Annotated in this window: 18 protein-coding genes and 1 pseudogene; 10 read left to right on the top strand and 9 right to left on the bottom strand. The window is 35.3% G+C overall.

Annotation, left to right across the window (positions count from 1 at the left end):
- The 3 genes from BW936_RS11115 to prfB all read right to left on the bottom strand — a co-directional run bounded on the left by BW936_RS11115 (position 1) and on the right by prfB (position 2,112).
- Positions 1-516: a hypothetical protein gene (locus BW936_RS11115; RefSeq protein ID WP_076548479.1), complete on the bottom strand. Its 516-nt coding sequence runs from the start codon at positions 514-516 to the stop codon at positions 1-3.
- An 87-nt stretch (positions 517-603) separates the two neighbouring features.
- Positions 604-948: an arsenate reductase (glutaredoxin) gene (gene arsC, locus BW936_RS11110; RefSeq protein WP_076548478.1), complete on the bottom strand. Its 345-nt coding sequence runs from the start codon at positions 946-948 to the stop codon at positions 604-606.
- A gap of 62 nt (positions 949-1,010) precedes the next feature.
- A protein-coding gene (prfB, locus tag BW936_RS11105) for a peptide chain release factor 2 (RefSeq protein ID WP_143744129.1) occupies positions 1,011-2,112 on the bottom strand; the annotation gives its coding sequence in 2 pieces (ribosomal slippage) (positions 1,011-2,045 and positions 2,047-2,112; 1,101 coding nt in all).
- Positions 2,113-2,362: 250 nt separating this feature from the next.
- Between prfB and BW936_RS11100 the strand changes: the two genes are divergently transcribed.
- Positions 2,363-4,771, top strand: coding sequence for a zinc-dependent metalloprotease (locus BW936_RS11100; protein WP_076548477.1), 2,409 nt, complete (start codon positions 2,363-2,365; stop codon positions 4,769-4,771).
- Between the two features lie 21 nt (positions 4,772-4,792).
- Positions 4,793-5,815, top strand: a complete 1,023-nt coding sequence (locus BW936_RS11095; RefSeq protein ID WP_076548476.1) for a threonine aldolase family protein — start codon at positions 4,793-4,795, stop codon at positions 5,813-5,815.
- Here the strand turns inward: BW936_RS11095 and BW936_RS11090 are convergent.
- Positions 5,808-6,122 carry a YegP family protein gene (locus BW936_RS11090; protein WP_076548475.1) on the bottom strand — a complete coding sequence of 105 codons (315 nt, stop codon included), beginning with the start codon at positions 6,120-6,122 and terminating at the stop codon, positions 5,808-5,810. The genes BW936_RS11095 and BW936_RS11090 overlap by 8 nt on opposite strands.
- Before the next feature lie 187 nt (positions 6,123-6,309).
- On the opposite strand from BW936_RS11090, the pseudogene BW936_RS11085 reads away from it, so the two are divergent.
- Positions 6,310-7,410, top strand: a pseudogene (locus tag BW936_RS11085) (OmpA family protein).
- 67 nt (positions 7,411-7,477) lie between these two features.
- Here BW936_RS11085 and BW936_RS11080 read toward each other — a convergent pair.
- Together BW936_RS11080 and BW936_RS11075 are read right to left on the bottom strand one after the other, a co-directional pair.
- Entirely contained in the window at positions 7,478-7,930 is a 453-nt protein-coding gene (locus BW936_RS11080) for a thioredoxin family protein (RefSeq protein WP_076548474.1), read from the bottom strand.
- A gap of 40 nt (positions 7,931-7,970) precedes the next feature.
- Positions 7,971-8,297, bottom strand: coding sequence for a YbaB/EbfC family nucleoid-associated protein (locus BW936_RS11075; protein ID WP_076548668.1), 327 nt, complete (start codon positions 8,295-8,297; stop codon positions 7,971-7,973).
- Positions 8,298-8,423: 126 nt separating this feature from the next.
- On the opposite strand from BW936_RS11075, the gene BW936_RS11070 reads away from it, so the two are divergent.
- The 3 genes from BW936_RS11070 to BW936_RS11060 all read left to right on the top strand — a co-directional run bounded on the left by BW936_RS11070 (position 8,424) and on the right by BW936_RS11060 (position 12,977).
- Complete coding sequence (locus tag BW936_RS11070; RefSeq protein WP_076548473.1) at positions 8,424-10,481, top strand: S9 family peptidase; 2,058 nt, start codon at positions 8,424-8,426, stop codon at positions 10,479-10,481.
- Between the two features lie 79 nt (positions 10,482-10,560).
- Positions 10,561-11,601, top strand: coding sequence for a cysteate synthase (locus tag BW936_RS11065; RefSeq protein WP_076548472.1), 1,041 nt, complete (start codon positions 10,561-10,563; stop codon positions 11,599-11,601).
- A gap of 116 nt (positions 11,602-11,717) precedes the next feature.
- Positions 11,718-12,977, top strand: coding sequence for a cysteate-C-fatty acyltransferase (locus tag BW936_RS11060; RefSeq protein ID WP_076548471.1), 1,260 nt, complete (start codon positions 11,718-11,720; stop codon positions 12,975-12,977).
- Between the two features lie 67 nt (positions 12,978-13,044).
- Here BW936_RS11060 and BW936_RS11055 read toward each other — a convergent pair whose 3' ends face one another.
- Positions 13,045-14,163 carry a GTP cyclohydrolase gene (locus tag BW936_RS11055; protein ID WP_076548470.1) on the bottom strand — a complete coding sequence of 373 codons (1,119 nt, stop codon included), beginning with the start codon at positions 14,161-14,163 and terminating at the stop codon, positions 13,045-13,047.
- A gap of 88 nt (positions 14,164-14,251) precedes the next feature.
- Positions 14,252-15,322: a transporter gene (locus BW936_RS11050; protein WP_076548469.1), complete on the bottom strand. Its 1,071-nt coding sequence runs from the start codon at positions 15,320-15,322 to the stop codon at positions 14,252-14,254.
- Positions 15,323-15,409: 87 nt separating this feature from the next.
- Between BW936_RS11050 and BW936_RS11045 the strand changes: the two genes are divergently transcribed.
- Genes BW936_RS11045 through BW936_RS11030 form a run of 4 tightly spaced genes read left to right on the top strand, consistent with a single transcriptional unit; the run spans position 15,410 to position 20,857 of the window.
- Positions 15,410-15,664 (top strand): DUF4834 domain-containing protein, encoded by a 255-nt coding sequence (locus tag BW936_RS11045; RefSeq protein WP_076548468.1) that lies wholly within the window; start codon positions 15,410-15,412, stop codon positions 15,662-15,664.
- Positions 15,665-15,696: 32 nt separating this feature from the next.
- Positions 15,697-18,132 carry a YfhO family protein gene (locus tag BW936_RS11040; protein ID WP_076548467.1) on the top strand — a complete coding sequence of 812 codons (2,436 nt, stop codon included), beginning with the start codon at positions 15,697-15,699 and terminating at the stop codon, positions 18,130-18,132.
- Positions 18,132-19,403 carry a glycosyltransferase family 4 protein gene (locus tag BW936_RS11035; protein ID WP_076548466.1) on the top strand — a complete coding sequence of 424 codons (1,272 nt, stop codon included), beginning with the start codon at positions 18,132-18,134 and terminating at the stop codon, positions 19,401-19,403. The genes BW936_RS11040 and BW936_RS11035 overlap by 1 nt, the downstream gene beginning before the upstream one ends.
- A complete protein-coding gene (locus BW936_RS11030) occupies positions 19,403-20,857 on the top strand; it encodes an oligosaccharide flippase family protein (protein ID WP_076548465.1) in 1,455 nt (484 codons plus the stop codon). Before BW936_RS11035 ends, BW936_RS11030 begins: the two co-directional genes overlap by 1 nt.
- Here the strand turns inward: BW936_RS11030 and BW936_RS11025 are convergent, their stop codons facing one another.
- Positions 20,858-21,895, bottom strand: coding sequence for an AI-2E family transporter (locus BW936_RS11025; protein ID WP_076548464.1), 1,038 nt, complete (start codon positions 21,893-21,895; stop codon positions 20,858-20,860).
- Positions 21,896-21,941: the final 46 nt, after the last annotated feature.

The following is a 21,941-nucleotide window of genomic DNA, read 5'->3' as shown; positions in this document are numbered from 1 at the left end:
TCAGTTTTTGGGTTTCTTTCGTTTTTCTTTTTTCTTCTTTTTATTCTTCTTCTTGATAGTTTTTGAAACACCATCTTTTTGTAGTGCAACAAAAGCTTCATACTTTTCTAAGGGCAAACCTGCTTTTAATTCTTCGTCTTGCCTTTTAGTAATGTTCTCATATACTTCAGCCATTTTTTCTGGCGGAAGCTTTAATATCTGAGCCTCTATACGCTCTTGAACATATTTCTTAAGAACAGAGCTTAATACAGCTTGTTCAAATGCATTTAGCCCTAGAGCTTCGGTAATTCTAGGCATTTCGCCGTCTACCAATTCTTCTGCGGTTTTAGGTTTTGGTTCTTCAGCTGGCGTTTGTGCCTGTGGTATAGAACTTCTTTGTCTGCCATAACCATAACCGCCGCGGGATCCATAACCGTTATTTCCATAACCGTATTGTGCATAAATTTCAGAACTACCTAATAGAATTAGTAGCAGAACTAATACTTTTAGACTGCTACATTGTATTATTTTTTTCATGTGTTTAGATGATAAAGTTATACTATGGTTTAACTGAATATGGTTAATTGTTTGTTAAGATAATTAATGCGTTAATTATAGTGAATTCTATTTTAACAATGAATCTATGTTAGAAGCCGGTCTGCCAATGACTGCGCTGTTTCCATTTATAACAATAGGTCTTTCAATTAGTTTTGGATGGGTAATCATTGCGTCTAATATCTCCTCATCATTAAGTGATAAATGCTTGAACTTTTCTTTCCAGATCGCTTCAGATTTACGTACTAGGTTAATGGGTTTAATACCTAAACAGCTAATGACATTTCTTAACTCATCTTTTGTTGGTATGTTTTCTAAATATTTCACTACTTCAAATTTCTTGCCAGAATTCTCAAGTACTTTAAGTCCTTCTCTAGATTTACTACATCTAGAATTATGATATATTTTAATCATACTATTTAATTTTTATACTAGAAATCCCAATTCATTATATAAATAAATTGGGATATACTATGTTATTCTTCATCTCTTTGGCCCATCATCATTAGAAAAGCTTTAAGGAATTGGTCAATATCGCCATTCATTACGTTATCTACATTTCCGGTTTCCTCCCCTGTTCTCACATCTTTTACCAATTTGTAAGGATGCATGACATAATTTCTAATCTGTGAACCCCATTCAATTTTCATTTTCGAAGACTCAATTTCTTGTCGTGCTTCCATTTTCTTGCGCAGTTCTATCTCATACAATTGTGACTTTAGCATTTTCATTGCCGTAGCCCTGTTGTCATGCTGACTTCTGCTATCTGAACAAGATATTTGAATTCCGGTAGGGTGGTGGGTCAATTGCACTTTTGTTTCTACCTTATTTACATTCTGGCCACCGGCGCCACTAGACCTTGCAGTGGTAATGGTTATATCTGCCGGATTTACGGCTACCTCTATGCTATCGTCCACTAAAGGATAAACATATACAGATGCAAATGATGTGTGTCTTTTAGCATTACTATCGAAAGGAGAGATACGCACTAGCCTGTGTACACCATTTTCACCTTTTAGCCATCCAAAGGCATATTCCCCGTCAATTTCTAATGTAACGGTTTTAATACCGGCAACATCACCCTCTTGGTAGTTAAGCTCTTTTATTTTATAACCGTTTTTTTCTGCCCACATCATATACATACGCATAAGCATAGCGGCCCAATCGCAACTTTCCGTGCCTCCTGCGCCAGCGGTTATTTGAAGAACGGCCGGTAATTCATCTCCTTCCTCTGATAGCATGTTTTTGAACTCCATTTTTTCAATGGTATTCACAGCTTTTTCATACTGCTCTTCTACTTCAGCTTCAGAGACATCTCCTTCTTGTTGAAACTCTATGAGCACCTCTAGGTCAGTAACCAATAGTTGTGCGGCATTATAATCATCTACCCATTGCTTTTTAGATTGGATAAATTTCATATGCGCCTGCGCTTCTTGAGGATTATCCCAAAAATCAGGTGCCAAGGTTTTCTCTTGTTCGTTTTCTATTTCTATTAATTTGGCATCAATGTCAAAGATACCTCCTTAACGCACCAAGGCGATCTATAAGACCTTTGTAATGGTCTATGCTTATGTTCATACAATTTTAGTTTTGGGTAAAAATAATACTCTTTTAAATAATGTTGGCTAAAATTAAGGTATTAACTAAATCAATTTATTTAAGAAGAATATAGGGTTTGTTCCTGTATATGGTATAGAGTTGGCTTTATACTCGATAGCATTTATTCTTATAAATAACTTTCGTTTAATTAAATATTATTATCTAGTTCGCTACTAGCGTTATACATAATCTATAAGTTTTTATATATTTTTAGAAAAACTTATTTAAAATGAGAAAGAATTACGCACTTCTGGTCTGGTTGCTATTGCTATCCTTTAATTTGTTATCTGCGCAGTTTAGTGAACAAAATAAAGCGTATGTGAAGTGCCAGGGATTTTATGATTTTTATTATGATGAAAGTACTGATAAGATTTTTTTGGAAGTCGATAATTTAGAGGAAGAATTTCTGTACGTTTATTCACTTAGTAGTGGTATAGGTAGCAATGATATTGGTCTTGATAGAGGGCAGTTGGGTAATGAGCAAGTAGTTTTCTTTAAAAAAGCAGGCAACAAGTTATTATTGATTCAGCCTAACTTGAAATACAGGGCGATAACCGATAATGAATTGGAGCGAAAATCAGTTAAGCAGGCGTTTGCGAAATCGGTCTTATTCGGTTTTCCGATAATTGAAGAGAAAAGTGGTACATATGTTATTGACATCACCGATTTTTTAATGCAAGATGCCCACGGGGTAGCTAACCGTTTGCAAAGAACCGAACAAGGTTCTTACACTCTTGATACGTCTAAAAGTGCTTTGGCTTTAGAGAGAACCAAAGCATTTCCAAAAAATGTAGAGTTTGATGTTACCATGACTTTTAAAGGTCAGGGAAATGGTGATTATATTAAAAGCGTAGCGCCAAATGCAGATTTGGTAACTGTTGCTGAGCATCACTCTTTTATTGAATTGCCAGATGATAAATATAAAAAGCGTGTTTTTGATCCAAGGTCCGGTTCTTCTCCTTTTAATTATTATGATTATGCAACGCCCGTAGAGTCACCTATTTTAAAGCAATTTATAAGAAGACATCGTTTAGAGAAAAAAGATCCAACAGCAGCGGTTAGCCAAGCGGTAGAGCCTATTATTTATTATTTGGATAATGGCACACCTGAACCTGTACGTTCTGCACTTTTAGAAGGCGGGCGTTGGTGGAACCAAGCTTTTGAAGCTATAGGCTATAAAGATGCCTTTCAATTAAAAATGTTACCAGATGATGCTGACCCTTTAGATGTTCGGTATAATGTTATACAATGGGTGCACCGTTCTACAAGAGGTTGGAGCTATGGGAGCAGTATTACCGATCCAAGAACCGGTGAGATTATGAAAGGGCATGTAAGTTTAGGTAGCTTGAGAATACGTCAAGATTTTTTAATAGCCCAAGCATTAATGAACAAGCCATTTGCCGAGCGTGATGATAATTACCAGCCAATGTTAGAAATGGCTATTGCCCGTATTCGTCAATTGTCTGCACACGAAATTGGTCATACATTAGGTTTTGCACATAATTATGCCGCAAGCACTACAGGTAAAGCTTCAGTGATGGATTATCCGCATCCACAATTTAAGTTAGTGGATGGTAAGGTTGATTTTTCTAAAGCTTATGAAGTTGGTATAGGCGCCTGGGATAAGGTGACGGTTGCTTATTCTTATCAGAACTTTAATAAAGACGAAAATGAGAAAGACGGATTAAATGCGATTCTGGATAAAGCAAAAGCTGACGGACTGCGTTATATAACCGATCAAGATGCCCGTCCACAGGGTAGTGCCCATGTGATAGCTCATTTATGGGATAACGGCACAAATGTTAGCAAAGAATTAGATGATATGTTAAAGCTGCGGAAAGTAGCTATTAATAATTTCTCTGTTGATAATATTCAAGATGGTACTCCGTATTCCGTTTTAGAAGACGTTTTTGTTCCGTTATATTTCTTTCATAGATACCAAACGGAAGGTGTAGCAAAGGTTATAGGCGGATTAGAATATAATTATGCTACCAAGGGTGACGGACAGGAAGTGGTTGCTATTGCCGATAAAGCGATGCAAGAGGAAGCGTTAAAAAGTGTTTTAAAGACTTTAGATGCCAATGAAATAGCTATACCTAAAGATAAGTTGAGCTTGTTTCCGCCAAGATCTTTTGGTACTCCACGAACTAGAGAATCTATCAACGGGAAAACCGGTGTTTCTTTTGATGCATTATCAGCGGTAGAAACTGCTTCTAATATGACTTTGAAATTTTTATTACATCCTGAGAAAGCATCTAGACTTATACAGCAAAAAGCTATTGATACAGATAATGTTGGATTAGGTGAAGTGTTAGATATATTGATAGCATCTACTATTAATAAGAAACAGCAAGATGCTTATTTAAAAGAAGCACAGACCATAATTAATTTTAGAGTGTTGTTTCATATTATGAATTTGGCGGGTCATACAAATGTACATCCGCAGGTAAATGCAATTGCGTCTCAGAAATTAAAAGGCTTGAGTGCCCAATTAGCTAAAGATGCTGGTTCAAATGCAATACGTGCAGAAATGATCAAAAGAATTAATGCCTTTAATGAGCATCCAGAATTGTTCAAAGTGATACCTTCGCCAAAAATTCCGGATGGTTCGCCAATAGGAATGAGTTGTTTTCACTAATCCAATTTTTACAATTCTATTATGCTTATTAATCTTATCAGTGATACGGTAACAAAACCAACTAAAGGCATGTTAGACGCTATGATGTCTGCTGCCGTAGGTGATGATGTTTTTAAAGAAGATCCAACGGTAAACGCGTTAGAAGAAAAAGTAGCCAAACTTTTTGGTATGGAATCTGCCTTGTTTTTTCCTAGTGGAACTATGACTAACCAGACCGCAATAAAATTGCATACCCAACCTGGTGAACAATTGATCTGTGATAAATATGCGCATATCTATAATTATGAGGGTGGGGGAGTAAGTTTTAATAGCGGAGTGTCTTGCCGTCTGGTTGATGGTGATAGAGGTACTATGACAGCTGCACAAGTTGTAGCCTCCATTAACCCTCCAGATTTTTATCATAGCCCACTTACAACATTAGTTTGTGTGGAGAATACTGCTAATAAAGGTAGTGGAACTTGTTGGGATTTTCAAGAATTACAAAAAATCAAAAAAGTATGTGATGAGCATCAATTAGGTTACCATTTAGATGGTGCCCGGTTGTGGAACGCCATGGTGGAGAAAAATGAAACTGCATTACAATATGGGCAGTTATTTGATACGATAAGTGTATGTTTAAGTAAAGGTTTGGGTTGCCCAGTTGGGTCTTTGCTGATCGGTACTAAAGAACATATGAATAAGGCTCTTCGAATTCGTAAAATATTTGGTGGCGGTATGCGTCAATCTGGTTTCTTGGCTGCGGCAGCAATCTACGCTTTAGATAATCATGTAGATAGATTAGCAGAAGATCATAAAAAGGCAAAAGAGATCGGTAAAGCATTGTCTGTAAAATCTTTCATTAAAAAGGTGGAACCTATTGAAACCAATATTGTCATTTTTGAAATAGATGAATCATTTATGACCAGTGATCAGTTTGTACATACTTTAAAAGAAAAGGACATTCTTATTATAGGCATGGGGCAGGGAAAACTCAGAATGGTCACCCATTTGGATTATACTGATGAGATGCATGAAAAACTGTTGAAGCAATTAGTGGCTATTTAACACCTAGGTCTAAACTGTTAGATATATTCAAAATACCATTTTCCATACCGGCTTCAGAAGAATAAAGTCCGCTGGAGCCAATTACTTTTCCGCTAGAATTTTTTAATTCAACTAAAAACTTACCATCGGTATTTGTCTTTCGTTCAAAAAATTTGCCATTGGCATTTTTAAAGCATCTAATATCCTTTATTACATTATTTACCTCGTTCTTGCTGGTGAAGGAGATGCTCTTTAATAATGTTTTACCATCTACAGATTCTAAAATAAAATGAAATGATCCGTCTTTATCTTTATCGATTTTAATCATATCCTTAAAGATAAAAAATATTTTCTCTGTTTTTTAGTGACTTTTTAAATAATACCAGGTCTTAAATATTGAGGGGTTATTGCGTTGGTTGCCAAATTATGTCCCACGCTAACCTGCATCAACCTAACAGGAAAACCTCAAGTAAATAATTATAGATAACCAATTATTAATTTTAAACACTATCTCAATGAAAAAAGTATTATTCCTAGCAGTTGCGTTTTCAGCTTCTTTTGCAATGGCACAAGATTTGCCTTCAAATCCAGAACCTGGTAAATGTTATGTTCGTTGTACAACTCCAGATATTTACGTTAACGAGTCAACTACCATAACAACAAACCCGTCTTATAAGGTTTTAAAGACAATTCCTGCTACTTTTAAAACAATTACGGAACGTGTGTTGGTGAGAGAGGAAGAAAAAGTACTTACAGTGGTTCCTGCGAAGTGGGGTACAGAAACTATAACCTACGTTTCTAAGGGAGGAAGGAATGCTTTATAGGTAATTCCAGCTTCTTTTTCTCCAAGTATTCAAACATTAGAAATAAAGCCTGCTTACGCACAATGGGAATTGGGTGTTGCAGCTCCTGATTGTGATTCGGGCAATCCAGATGATTGTAGGTACTGGTGTTACAAAGGGTATCCTGCGCAATTTGAGACGGTTTCTACCCAGGTCCTTGCAAATGATGCTTCTTTTACAAGTAGCCCACTAGCTGCTAAAAACGGATCGTACACTAAATCAGTATTGATTTCTCCTGTAACTGTTGTTGAGAAAATTATTCCTGCTGAGTACAGAGAAATTACAAAAACTGTTTTGGATAAAGATGCGTATACCGTTGAAGAAATAGTTCCTGCAAAGACAACTACACTTACCAAAGAAGTGTTAAAAGAAAAAGGGGGGTTAACTACTTGGAAAGAAATAGAGTGTGCATTAGTTGAGTACCAGGCTTTACCAATAAACTGGAATTCTGGTAGCGCTACTTTAACTTCACAGGCAAAGAGTATTATTGATAACAGATTATTACCTGTGTTAGCTCAAAACCCTGGTGTTAAAGTTGAATTAGCTTCACATACAGACTCCCAAGGTGGCGCGGTGTCTAACCAAGATCTTTCTGAAAGAAGAGCTAAGGCTGTTGCTGATTACTTGATTACAAAGGGTGTTAATTCTAGTCTTTTGGTAGCAAACGGTTACGGTGAAACTAAATTATTGAACAGATGTAGTGATGGTGTTTCTTGTACGGCAAGAGAGCACGCCGCAAACAGAAGAACTCAATTTAGATTAATCAATAATTAAATGTGAGGTTGTTGATTAAAAAAGGGCTTACGTTAAGTAAGCCCTTTTTCATTGGTAGTAATGTTTGTTATTTGTTCTTCTCTAAAAGACTAAGATGAGAATCTACAATACCATTCATGCTATAGCCGGCTAATTGATCTAATTCATTCCCCTTGGTGTCCAGAATTTTGAACATCGGAAAAACTTTTCTTTTGTTCAATTTGCTTAACAATTCTTTGTTGTGAGCCATTTGCTTTTCTGATATTAAATCTTTGTTTCTAGGAACATCTATATAAAGAAGAATATAATTGTTCGATAACTTTTGAAACTCGTTGGTATCGAATAAATCAGTTTTTAGCATTTTACAAGGCGGGCACCAGTCGCTGCCCGTAAAATATACTAAAACGTTTTTATCTTGCTCTTTAGCTTTTGAAATGGCAGAGTCATAATTGGTGAGCCATTTAGAATCATCTACGCTATTGAAGTCTGCTTGCGTAGAAATAAAAAGCGGAATCATGAATACTAAGATTAAATACTTCATAATTAAAATTTATAAGGTTCAGAGCAAATAATCTGTATTGCTATTTAAATAACGAGTCCATACCTGGAATATTGGGCATTCCGTCTTTTGCGGCAGCGGCCAATTCGGTTTCATTTACCCTTGTAGCATTCTGTATTGCCTTGTTCAACGTAAGGATCAAATAGTCTTCTAATTGCTCTTTGTCTTGTAAAAGACTGTCATCTATTGCTATTTTTTTGATTTCTCTATTTGCGGTTATGGTAATAGAAATTAAACCATCATTAGACTTTTCTTCTAGTGAAACCGTATCCAATCTTTTTTTGGTTTCTTCCACTTTTTTTTGGGTCTCTTTAAGCTTTCCCATCATACCCATCATATCTCCAAACATAATTTCAATTTTAGATTTAGCGTGTAAAAATACTAAAAATAGAGGCATTTCAGTTTTTAGCGGTAATAAAACGGGGGTCTGTGAATTAGTCTTATTTTTGCCGTCTTATTTTATAATGAAGTTTGTATGAGTGTTAAGCATCCGCCAAAGGCGCAAAAAGTTCCCGAAGAATTAGTTATTCATGATGATGTACGGGTAGATAATTACTATTGGCTAAATGATAAAGAAAACAAAGATGTTATTTCTTATCTAGAAGCAGAGAATGAGTATTACGATGCGTTAACACAGCACACCAAGGATTTTCAAGAGTCTCTTTTTCAAGAAATGAAAGGGAGAATTAAAGAAGATGATTCATCTGTACCTTATAAATTGAATGATTATTGGTATAGTACTAGGTATATTATTGGGGGTGAATATCCTTTATATTCTAGATTTAAGAATGATCTAAATGCTGAGGAAGAAATCATGTTTAATTGTAATGACATGGCTAAAGGGCATGATTACTTTAGTCTTGGTGGTATTGCCATAAGTCCAAACAATAAAATGGCCGCTTTTGGTGTGGATACGGTTTCTAGAAGACAGTATACCCTACAGATTAAAGACCTTGAAACGGGGGCTGTCTTAGATGATAAGATAGAAAATACGACAGGTGGCGGAGTTTGGGCAAATGATAATGAAACTTTGTTTTATACGCGTAAAGATCCGGTTACCCTTCGGTCAGATAAAATTTACAAGCATAAATTAGGTACGCCAACATCTGAGGATGTGTTGATTTTTCATGAGCAAGATGATACGTTCAGCACATTTATTTATAGGACAAAATCTAAAAAATACTTAGTTATTGGTTCGTTTAGCACTTTGACTTCTGAGTTTCAAATTCTTTCTACGGATAATCCTGATGGAGAATTCCAGGTGTTTTCACCAAGAGAACGTGGCTTAGAATATACTATTTTTCATTATGAGGATAGCTTTTACATATTAACCAATAAGGATAAGGCAGAGAATTTTAAATTGATGCGAACATCAGAAGATAAAACTACTTCTGAGCATTGGCAAGAATTCATTTCTCATAGGAAAGATGTGCTTTTAGAGGATATTGATATTTTCAAAGAATATTATGTACTTTCTGAGCGTGAGAACGGACTGAATAAGATTAGAATTATTCGTTGGGATGGAACCGGAGCGTATTTCTTGCCTTTTAAAAATGAAACTTATACTGCTTATGTGGGTAGTAATCCTGATTTTGATACGGAGGTTTTAAGATATTCTTATAACTCTATGTCAACACCTAGTTCGGTTATAGATTTTAATATGCGTACTAAGACCAAGGAAATTAAAAAAGAACAAGAGGTTCTTGGCGGATTGTTTGATAAGGACAATTATAAAGAAGAACGTTTGTGGGCAACTGCAAGAGATGGCGAGAAAATACCGATGTCCGTCGTATACAGGAAAGATACCGTCTTAGGTGAAAACACACCAATTTTACAATATGCCTATGGATCGTACGGTTCAACCATTGACCCCTATTTTTCTACGGTTAGGTTAAGCTTGTTGGACCGCGGATTTGTATTTGTTATTGCTCACGTTAGGGGGGGTGAGTACTTAGGGCGTAGATGGTACGAAACGGGAAAGCTACTGCAAAAGAAAAATACGTTTACAGATTTTATAGATTGTTCTAAGTATTTAATTGAACAAAAAATGACCAGTGAAAAGCACTTGTATGCTATGGGCGGTTCTGCCGGTGGTCTGTTAATGGGGGCTATCAGTAATATGCAACCCAATATTTATAACGGTATCATTGCCGCTGTGCCTTTTGTAGATGTAGTAACTACTATGTTAGATGATTCTATACCGCTAACTACGGGAGAATATGATGAATGGGGTAACCCTAATGAAATGGAATACTATGATTATATGAAATCATATTCTCCTTATGATAATGTAACCGCTCAAGATTATCCTCATATGTTGGTTACAACAGGGCTTCATGACTCTCAAGTTCAGTATTTCGAGCCTGCAAAGTGGGTTGCCAAACTAAGAGAATTAAAAAAAGATAATCATCAATTATTGCTAAATACTAATATGGAAGCAGGTCATGGCGGTGCTTCGGGCAGGTTTGAGTCTTTGCGAGAGGTGGCTAAGGAATATGCATTTCTTTTAGATTTAGAAGGAAAAATCGCATAGTGAAAAAAAAACTGTAAATTCGCATCAGAAATTTTAACAAATTTCGTTTATACAATAACCAAACATTGATATCCCCCTTATGAAAAATGAGATCAGGGCTTACAACAATATATTAGAACTAGTAGGTAATACGCCATTAGTTAAATTGAATAGAATAGCAGAAAACCTAACAGGTAATTTTTACGCCAAGGTAGAAGCATTCAATCCAGGTCACTCTTCTAAAGATAGAATTGCGATTCATATTATTGAGCAGGCAGAGAAAGCAGGTATACTTACCGAAGGTAGCACAGTAATAGAGACAACCTCAGGAAATACCGGTTTTAGTATTGCAATGGCAAGTATTATAAAAGGCTACGATTGTATACTGGCGGTTAGTTCTAAATCATCTCCAGATAAAATAGATATGCTGCGCTCTATGGGCGCAAAAGTATATGTTTGTCCGGCTCACGTAAGTGCAGATGATCCCAGATCTTACTATGAAGTGGCTAAGAGATTGCATAAAGAAACAAAAGGCTCCATATATATAAATCAGTATTTCAATCAACTGAATATGGAAGCGCATTACAAATCTACCGGTCCTGAAATTTGGGAACAAACTGGGGGTCAAATAACACACCTTATTGCTTGTAGTGGAACTGGTGGTACTATTTCTGGTACAGCTCGTTTCTTGAAGGAGCAAAACCCTAATATTAAAGTTATTGGTGTTGATGCCTTTGGTTCTGTATTAAAGAAGTATCACGAAACCGGTAAATTAGATACCAACGAAATTTATCCATATAGAATAGAAGGTCTAGGTAAAAACCTAATTCCTGGTGCTACGGATTTTAGCGCTATAGATGAGTTTATAAAAGTAACCGATGCTGAAAGTGCACATACGGCTAGAGAAATTTCTAGAACAGAAGGTATCTTTGTTGGGTACACCAGTGGAGCGGTAATGCAGGCTATTAAGCAGTTAGATGAGTTAAATGCATTTGACAAAGACAGTAACGTAGTTTGTATTTTTCCTGATCATGGCTCTCGTTATATGAGTAAAATATATAGCGACCAGTGGATGGAAGATCAAGGTTTCTTAAATACCGAAGTGGTTGAAGAAACTCAAGAGATACAATACATAAAGTAATTGAAATAAATATCATATAAATTAAAGTGGGTTTCTAACCCACTTTTTTGCGTTGTAAATAATTTATGAATTTTTATCAAAATTTTTTACTTTTGCAGACAGATCCAAATTAAACAATGAAAGACTTATTTGATAGAATTTTAGCGAATAAAGGCCCTTTAGGTAAATGGGCTTCACAAGCAGAGGGGTACTTTGTGTTCCCTAAATTGGAAGGTCCTATTTCTAATAGAATGAAATTTCAGGGGAAAGATGTTATCACCTGGAGTATCAATGACTATTTAGGCTTGGCAAATCTTCCAGAGATAAAGAAGGTGGATGGGGAAGCTGCTGCTGAATATGGTTCTGCATACCCAATGGGGGCAAGAATGATGAGTGGTCATACGGAGTTTCATGAGCAATTAGAGCAAGAATGTGCTGCTTTTGTGGAAAAGGAAGCTGCGTACCTATTAAATTTTGGCTATCAAGGTTTCATGTCTGTTATTGATGCCCTTGTTACTAAAGATGATATTATCGTTTATGATGTAGATTGTCATGCTTGTATTATTGATGGTGTACGTTTACACATGGGTAAACGTTTTACGTTTGTTCACAATAATCCAGAAAGTTTAGAGAAGAATTTAGAGCGTGCTACCAAATTGGCCGAGCAAACTGGTGGAGGTATATTGGTTATCTCTGAAGGTGTATTCGGGATGCGCGGTGAACAAGGTATTTTAAAAGAAATTGTTGCTTTAAAAGATAAATTCAACTTTAGATTATTGGTTGATGATGCACACGGTTTTGGTACTTTAGGAGCAACTGGTGCTGGTGCAGGTCAAGAACAAGGGGTGCAAGACGGTATTGACGTTTACTTGGCAACTTTTGCTAAGTCAATGGCTAGTATTGGTGCTTTTGTTGCTGCTGATCAAGAAATTATAGATTATTTAAAATATAACCTTCGTTCTCAAATGTTCGCTAAATCATTACCAATGGTTTATGTAAAAGGAGCGTTGAAACGTTTAGATATGTTACGTACGCAACCAGAGCTTAAGGCTAAGCTATGGGAGAATACAAATGCGTTACAAAACGGATTAAAAGAAAAAGGTTTTGATATTGGTACAACAACTAGTTGTGTAACACCGGTATACCTTAATGGTAGTATTCCTGAGGCAATGGCTTTAGTGAAAGATTTACGTGAAAATCATGGAATCTTCTGTTCTATCGTTGTATACCCGGTAATACCTAAAGGACTAATTCTTTTACGTTTAATACCAACCGCTACACATACATTACAAGATGTAGAAGAAACCTTAACAGCGTTCTCTGCAATTCGTGAGCGTTTGCAAAATGGTACTTACAAAAGATTATCTGCTGCAGTAGCTGCAGCAATGGGAGAATAATAGCTCATTAAAGTATATTAAAAAAGCCCGTAATCATATAATTACGGGCTTTTACTTTTTTCGTATTTTAAAGTGATTTTCTATACGTTCTTCTGCGTTTATAGACTTTAGGGTCAAAATGTTTCCACATTTGTTTTATAGCTATATTTTCTTCCAATTCAGGAGTTCTGTAGCACATATCTATACCTTTCTCACTAAAAGTTTTGTGGTACTCATTGAAAATAACAGCGGTAACACCTTTGTTTTGATATTCAGGGTCTATGCCAATCAAATAGAAAATAACATCTTTACTGTTTTTCTTAGCCTTTAGTAAATGGAACAAACCAAACGGGAATAACTTTCCATTCGCTTTTTGTAATGCTTCTGAAAATGATGGCATCACAATGGCAAAGGCAATTAGTTTATCATCTTTATCTTTGACAAACTTAATGTATTCAGGATTTATAAAACTGATGTATTTTTTTTTGAAATATGCTTTCTGTATTTCTGTGATCGGTACAAATGAAGAAAGGTTGGCATATGTAGCATTAAAGAGATCGAACATCTCGTCAGCCATTGGCATCACTTCTTTTGTTTTGGTGAAATTAACCTCCTTTAAGCCGTAGCGTTTTTTTACTAGATCATTCAGTCTGGTGAACAATGCGGGATCGGCATTTTTTGCAGGGAACTTATTTTCCATATATTCCTTTTCCTTTACAAAGCCCAAAGTTTCATAATGATCTTTGTAGTAGGGGTGGTTATACCAAGTGATCATGGTTCCTATATGGTCAAAACCTTCTACTAGAACACCTACTTTGTCCAAATTTGAAAAGCCTACAGGACCTTCCATGTATTCTAAGTTGTGTTCTTTGCCTATTTCTGCAACTTTCTCTAAAAGTGCCTTGGATACCTCTAGGTTGTCCACAAAATCGAACCAACCAAAACGCATTTTCTTTACGTGCTGTTGATTAATTTCTAGGTGATTGATGACCGCGGCAACACGACCTACAATTTTATCTCCGTCCTTGGCAAGAAAGAACCATGCTTCGGCATCTTTAAAAACGGGATTTTTATCTTTATCAAAGCTATCTAGCTCATCATTGATTATTGGGGGAACCCAATACTTATTCTCTTTATATAGTGAAAACGGAAATGTTACAAAGCGTTTTAAATCTTGCTTTGTTTTAGCTTCATGTAGTGTAATCATTGAACTTCTTTAGAAGTGTCAATATTAGTGATATTAATCTACAATTTAAAGCCGTTGAGAATGAAAAATAGAGTAAGGAAATGGTGAATTAAAAGTCTATTTCACTACTTTCTTTCTTTTTCTTCTTCTCTGCCTTCCTTAATTTTTTAAGTTGTCTTTTAGAAGGGCCAAGGTCAATATCTTCTGCTCCGCTACCTTTTTTCTTCTTTTTCATAGCCTTCTTATTAATAGCGCCGCCGTTCTGGTTAGCCTCTTGATCTTCTATAGGTTTAAGACTATCTTTGTGAAAATCCAATCTATATGACCCACCTATTCCGAAGAAAATACGAGTTGGGGTATTTTTTAGACTGGCTCCCATATTAAAATCTAATTGGAGGTTTTCTTTTAGTAAATGGGCAATACCGCCACGGATCAGTAAATCAGAATAACGATCACTATCTATACCTTGGTGTTCTGCAAATACACTCCATTTAGGATTCCTGAAGGCATGAGATAATGAAATGGTGTAGCTTAATTCTGGGTCATCTGTGCTAATACGGTCAAAAGCGGTATTGGTAATTAAAACAAACCTTGGTGTTAAACGACTTTGTGTTGCGATCATACCACGGTAAGAAACTGTGGGTTCGCCAATGTAAAAAGGATTGTCGCCTAATACAAAGTTAGCCCCGCCATAAATAGAAATGGCCGGTAATAGGTTCTTGAATTGAAATTTGTTATTTGCTCTCCAACTATACAGGTTGGGCTTGTTGGCTTCTGGATTTTTAAACGGATCATAGACTAAAAATTTTAACCCTAATCTATTTCTAGAAAAATCTCTTCGTTTCGCTACTACATCAAAATTTAAATAAGTAGTATTTTGATCTTGAAAGGTACCTTCATAATTCAATTCTAGTTTTTCGAATAATAATCCGTAACGTAATGAAATATCGGTTCCCCAAATGTTACTTTCTGTATTTAAAAGGGTATGGTCTTGTTGTTCATAGAACAGTCCCACCTCTGCTTGTACCACATTTTTTCCAACGGCATAGGCACTTACAGAAACTCCAGGTCTATTAGAATTTATAACATCCGTGTACTGGGAGATGCTCACCAGTGGTAGAAGAAATAATAGGGTTACTGCATATTGGTATGATTTAGAGTAGGCAAAAAGACTATTCATGAACACGATTTTATATTTATTTTAATAGTATGATTCTTTATATACAACGTGATAATTGTATTTTTGATATATCTTAAGTAAGAATAAATGGCTTTTTTAAAAACGATATTAATTATTCTTTTGGTGTATTACTTGCTAAAGTTTTTGGCGAAGTTATTTGCGCCAAAAATTTTGAACTACGCTGCCAAGAAAACTGAATCTCATTTCAGAGAAGCTTTTGATAATCAACGTCCTTTTAAGCAAGAGGAGGAAGAAAGTGTTATTATCAATAAAAAACCTTCTAGAAAAAAGAACGATTCTGAAAAAGTAGGTGAATACATTGATTTTGAAGAGCTAGACTAGTTATCTTTGACAAAACACTACTTATTTAGCAAATGAAGCAAGGTCTAAAATTCTTTTTCATCCATTTTTTTGTTGTCGTATTTTTTATCATTGCTGCATTGGCATATTTCAGCCCTGTGCTTCAAGGTAAAGTAATGTACCAACATGATATTGCCCAGTATACGGGTATGGCAAAAGAACAGAACGATTTTAGAAAATCTAATGACCAAGAACCGTATTGGACGAACAGTGCGTTTGGTGGTATGCCAACATACCAACTTGGGGCAAATTATCCACATAACTATATAAAAAAATTAGATCGATTAATTCGGTTTTTACCTAGACCTGCAGATTATCTTTTTCTGTATTTTATTGGGTTTTATATACTTCTTTGTTGTCTTAAAGTAGATTATAAACTTGCAATTGTTGGAGCACTTGCATTTGGTTTTTCTACATATCTCATTATTATTTTAGGAGCGGGACATAACTCTAAAGCGCATGCAATGGCGTATTTACCGGTACTTTTGGCGGGTATTGTACTGGTCTTTAGAAAGAAGTACCTATGGGGGTTTGTTTTGACCGCTTTGGCAATGGCTCTTGAAATAACTGCAAACCATTACCAAATGACCTATTACTTTATGTTATTAGTGCTCATTTTGGGGGTGGTGTATTTGGTATATGCATTTAGAGATAAGCAGGTTAAGCATTATGTCATTTCTGTAGGGATGTTAGTATTGGCGGTAACCCTGGGTATTGCAGCCAATGCAACAGGATTAATGGCTACCAAAGAATATGCTGATTGGAGTACTCGTGGTAAAAGTGAATTGACTATAAACCCTGATGGGTCACCAAAGGAAGATACTGGCGGATTGAGTAAGGCATATATTACCAATTGGAGCTATGGTATTACTGAATCGTTGAACCTGTTCGTACCTCGCCTTTTTGGTGGTGCAAGTCAAGAAAACTTGGGAGAGAACTCTAAATCTTTTAATTATTTAATTGATAAAGGGCTACAGCGTTCTAGCGCATTAGATTTTGTTAGCGGATTACCCTTATATTGGGGAGAACAGCCAGGTACTTCTGGTCCGGCGTATTTGGGTGCGGTTATATTCTTCTTATTTATTTTAGGATTGTTCTTGGTAAAGGGCAAACATAAATGGTGGTTACTGTTTGGGTCCATGATGTCTTTGGTGTTATCATGGGGTAAAAACTTTAGCGTTTTAACCGATTTCATGATAGATTACTTTCCGCTTTATGATAAGTTTAGAGCAGTCTCTTCTATACAAATTGTATTAGAATTATGTGTTCCCATTTTAGCTATTCTAGCACTTAAAAAATTATTTAAAGACAAAGTTCCGCAGGCGGATAAAATAAAATCCCTAACCACTGCATCTGCAATTATATTAGGCTTAGGAGTGGTGTTGTTCCTTTTTAAAGGTGCTTTTCATTTTGTTGGTGTCAATGATGATAGCCTTAGAATGACTGGCTTGGAAGAATTGCCGGAAATGCTTCGTCTAGATCGTAAGAGTGTTTATACAAGCGATTTATTACGTTCTTTAGCATTTGCATTAGGTACGGCTTTATTAATTTGGTTGTATTTAAAAGAGAAATTGAAAATGAATTTCTTGATTATTGCAATTGGTATTTTGGTTGTGGTAGATTTAGTTGGGGTAGATTTACGTTATGTAAACAACGACAACTTTGTGTCTAAACGTAAAATGTTAACGCCTTTTCAAGAAACTACTGCTGATAAAATTATATCGAAAGATGACGGAGTATTCCGTGTTTTTGATCAAACAGACGGATTTGATTCTGCCAAAACAGCTTACTTTCATCAAAGTATAACTGGGTACCATGCAGCAAAACCTGCCGGTATACAGGACTTGTTTAATTTTCATGTATATAAAGGTAACTTGTCCGTATTAAATATGATGAACATTAAATATGTTGTCAGGCAAGATCAAGAAGGAAATGTTTTTCCTATTGAAAACCCTAATGCAAATGGTAATGCTTGGTTTGTTTCCCAATTGCAACCTGTAGCCAATGCAGATGCAGAAATAATGGCTTTAGATAGTTTAGACACTAAGAATGTGGCGGTTCTCAATTCTACTAAGTTTACAGATATTTCTCCGTTAACTTATCAAGTAGATTCTACAGCGTCGATATCATTAATTGACTATGAACCTAATCATTTGACATATTTATCTAAGAATAACAACGAAGGCGTTGCTGTTTTTTCAGAGATGTATTATAAAAATGGATGGAATGCTTATATAGACGGTCAGGAAAGTGATTATTTTAAAGTGGATTATGTATTAAGAGCTCTAAAAGTTCCGTCAGGAGAGCATAAGATCGAATTTAAGTTTGAACCAGAAGTTGTAGCAACGGGAAGTAAAATTACGCTAGCGAGTACTATTTTATTAGGTCTTGTTATTATTGGTGGATTTGGTTTTTCTTTTTGGAGTGCTAGAAAAGAAGAGGAAGCATAATGAGAAAGGTGTTGGTCATTACCTATTATTGGCCACCCGCTGGCGGACCGGGAGTTCAGCGTTGGTTAAAGTTTGTAAAGTACCTTAGAGATTTTGATGTTGAACCGGTATTATATATTCCTGAAAATCCGCATTATCCGCTTTTAGATGAATCTTTTTCTCATGATATCCCTAATGGTTTAAAAATTTATAAGCATCCTATAAAGGAACCCTACCGTATAGCTTCTGTATTTTCTAGTAAGAAAACAACGCGCATTAGTTCTGGTATTATTCAAACTAAAAATCAGTCTTTTGTTGAGAAAACTTTGTTATGGATTCGTGGTAATCTCTTTATACCGGATGCACGAAAATTTTGGGTGAAACCATCTGTGAATTTCTTAAAAGATGTTCTTGAAAATGAAGGAATAGATACGATAATTACTACCGGACCTCCACATAGTGTTCACCTAATTGGTCATTACTTAAAGAAGTCTAAACCTTTAAACTGGATTGCAGATTTCCGCGATCCTTGGACTACCATTGGCTATCATAAGAAATTGAAACTAAATGCATCTGCAGAAAAGAAGCATAAGCAACTAGAGTCTGATGTTTTAAATAGTGCCGACAAAATTATTGTTACTAGCAATACTACTAAAAAAGAATTTCAACATATTACTAAACAACCTATAGAAGTCATTACAAACGGATTTGATGGTGATATAGCTTTAAACCATAAATTAAATTCTAAATTTACCATTGCACATATTGGTTCATTATTAAGCGGTAGAAATCCATTGAATCTATGGAGGGTATTATCAAAACTAGTGGCAGAGAATGAGGGCTTTAAAAATGCACTACAATTACGTTTTATAGGAGTAGTTAGCGAGGAAATACTTACCGCTATAGCGGCATCAAATTTGCAAGATTATATTGAAATTGTAGGTTATGTGACCCATAAAGAGGCGTTGGCATACCAAAAGGCATCACAGGTTTTGTTATTGGTAGAAATAGACTCGGTAGATACTATTGGCATTATACCTGGTAAGTTGTTTGAGTATATGGCCGCAGCGCGACCTATATTAGGAGTAGGACCTAAAAATTGGGAGGTTGCTAATATCGTAAAAGAGACTAAAACCGGTCAGGTATTTGAGTATTCCGATGATATTGAGTTGAAAAACGTACTTTTAAGGTGGTTTCAAGATTTTCAGAAAGGAGAATTACAAATAAGTTCTGGTAACATTGGGCAATACAGTAGAAGGGAGCTCACCCGTAAATTGGTTGAATATATTTAATGGGCATCGTACTTAAACAATCATTGAACAATACTATTGTAACCTATTTTGGATTTGCAATAGGGGCGGCCAATACCTTGTTTTTGTATACCAATTTTATGCAGCCAAGTAATTATGGATTAATACAAGTTATCTTATCCGTATCTGCAGTACTTATGCCTGTTCTGGCATTTGGTGTCCCTAATAGTTTAGTGAAATTTTATTCTAGTTTTAAAAATGATCAAAGTCAGAATTCATTTCTTACTTTAATGTTGTTACTGCCTTTATTATTAATAATTCCCGTAGCTGTACTAAGTTATTTGGCTAATGATGCAATTGGAAACTTACTTTCTAGGCAAAATGATGTGGTTAAAGATTATGTGTGGCATATCTTTTTTGTAGGTATGGCAATGGCATATTTTGAAGTTTTCTATGCTTGGGCAAGAATTAGAATGAAATCTATGTTCGGTAATTTTATGAAAGAGATTTTTTGTAGAATAGGTCAGACCATATTACTGCTCCTTCTATTTTTTAAAGTCATTGATATTGAATTTTTTATCAATGCTTTAGTAGGTTTTTATCTTGTTCGTACACTAATCATGAAGTTGTATGCATACAGGGTGCGTAAACCTCAACTGAATTTTACACTTCCTAAAAATTGGAAGACGATTATAAAGTATAGTGGTTTAATTATATTGGGAGGTTCTACGGCCATTGTACTTATGGAGGTCGATAAAGTAATGCTAAACAACTTTTTGGAACTTGAAAATGTAGCTTTCTATGCCGTAGCAGGGTTTATTGCTTCAACTATAGCAGTGCCTTCTAGGGCAATGCATCAAATAACATATCCGCTAACGGCAACTTATTTAAACACTAATGACAAGACTGCCCTTACGCAGTTATATCAGAAAAGCTCATTGACTTTGTTCATAGTTTCTGGTATTCTTTTCCTTCTTATCCTATTGAATTTAAATGAACTTTATGAATTGCTACCAGAAAAGTATTCTGGCGGATTCATGATTGTTTTTTGGGTAGGTTTGGTGAAGGTGTATGATGCATTGTTAGGTAATAACAATTCTATTTTGTTCAACTCGGATTATTACCGTTCTATTTTATTTTTTGGCGTATTATTGGCTGTATTGGCAATTTTATTTAATCTTTGGCTCATTCCTAATTATGGTATAAATGGTGCTGCCATTGCTAGTTTTAGTGCCTTTTTTGTTTATAACTCGTTGAAATTAGGATATGTAAAGGCGAAATTTAAAATACTACCATTTACAAATGAAACGTTGAAAGTACTGGGGTTATTGATTGTTGTAGCTGCTATTTTTTCGGCTTTTAATTTTTCTTTTCACCCATTTCTTAATATAGTGCTTAAAAGTATGTTAATGCTTGTGTTCTATGTAGGTGTTCTATACTGGTTTAAAATATCTGAAGATGTATATGGTTTTTTGAGTAAATACTTAAGTCGTTAATTACATGTGCTGTGCTCTTTGTTTGTTCGCCTTTTGAATACCATATTGCTGCTTATATATTTTCACGATAATTAAGAACAGGTTTATAATTAACGGTCCAAATATTAACCCTACGAAACCAAATAGCGGAATACCGATCAAAACACCTATTAAGGTTATTAATGGGTGAGTACTATCTAATTTTTTAAGAACAAATAAGCGTATAACATTGTCGGTCATGCCAACGACCAATATTCCGTAAAGTAAAATTCCCCAAGCTTGTAATTCATCTCCGCTTGCAAGACTTAATACAAATACAGGGAAAATGCCTATGAATGTACCAATAAAAGGAATCATAGAGCCTATGGTAACAATGACAAACCAAAATAATGGATTCTCTACTCCAAAAATATAAAATCCAATTAAGGCTATAAAGCCTTGTGCTATTGCAACTAGTGGTATTGCAATGGCGTTTGAACGAACTACGTTGTCAATTTCTTTACCCAATGTAACCAAGTTCTTGTTGCTTAAAGGAATATACTCTAGAAGGGAGTCTTTAAGTTGTTTCGGACTTTTTAACATATAATATAATAGAAACAGTAGAATACCTAAAGAAATAAATATATTGAAAGTGCCGCTGGCAAAACCTTGCATATTGTCTGTTAACCATCCAGATGCTTGTTCTGGGTCAATAGCAGAAGAGATGTCATACTGTACATATTTTTCTACTTGAAATAACTGGTCTTTAAATGCCTTTGTGACTTGTTCAGATTTATCTGCTAAATTACCCAGTTCTGAGCTTAGCATAAAACCTGCTCCGGTCAATGGTATAAAAATACCAATAAATGCCGCAACAATGAGTAGCATGGCGGCCCACATTCTTTTAACACCTTTATTTATCAATTTTAGCATCCATTTTCTTAAAACGACATATAAGGTTAGTGCCCCAAGAACTCCAGATATATAGGGAAGCATATATTTAATAATCAACCCACCTAAAAAAATAATCAATGCTAAGATAATAAGCTGTCTAAGAATTTTATGATTGATTTTTTTCATGAGTATTGTTTGTAGGGAGATTGATAGCCTGATTAAAATTAAACCT

The organism is Maribacter ulvicola (assembly GCF_900155985.1).
In the GTDB taxonomy this organism is placed as follows: Bacteria; Bacteroidota; Bacteroidia; order Flavobacteriales; family Flavobacteriaceae; genus Maribacter; species Maribacter ulvicola.
This window is presented reverse-complemented; position numbering and strand designations above follow the sequence as displayed.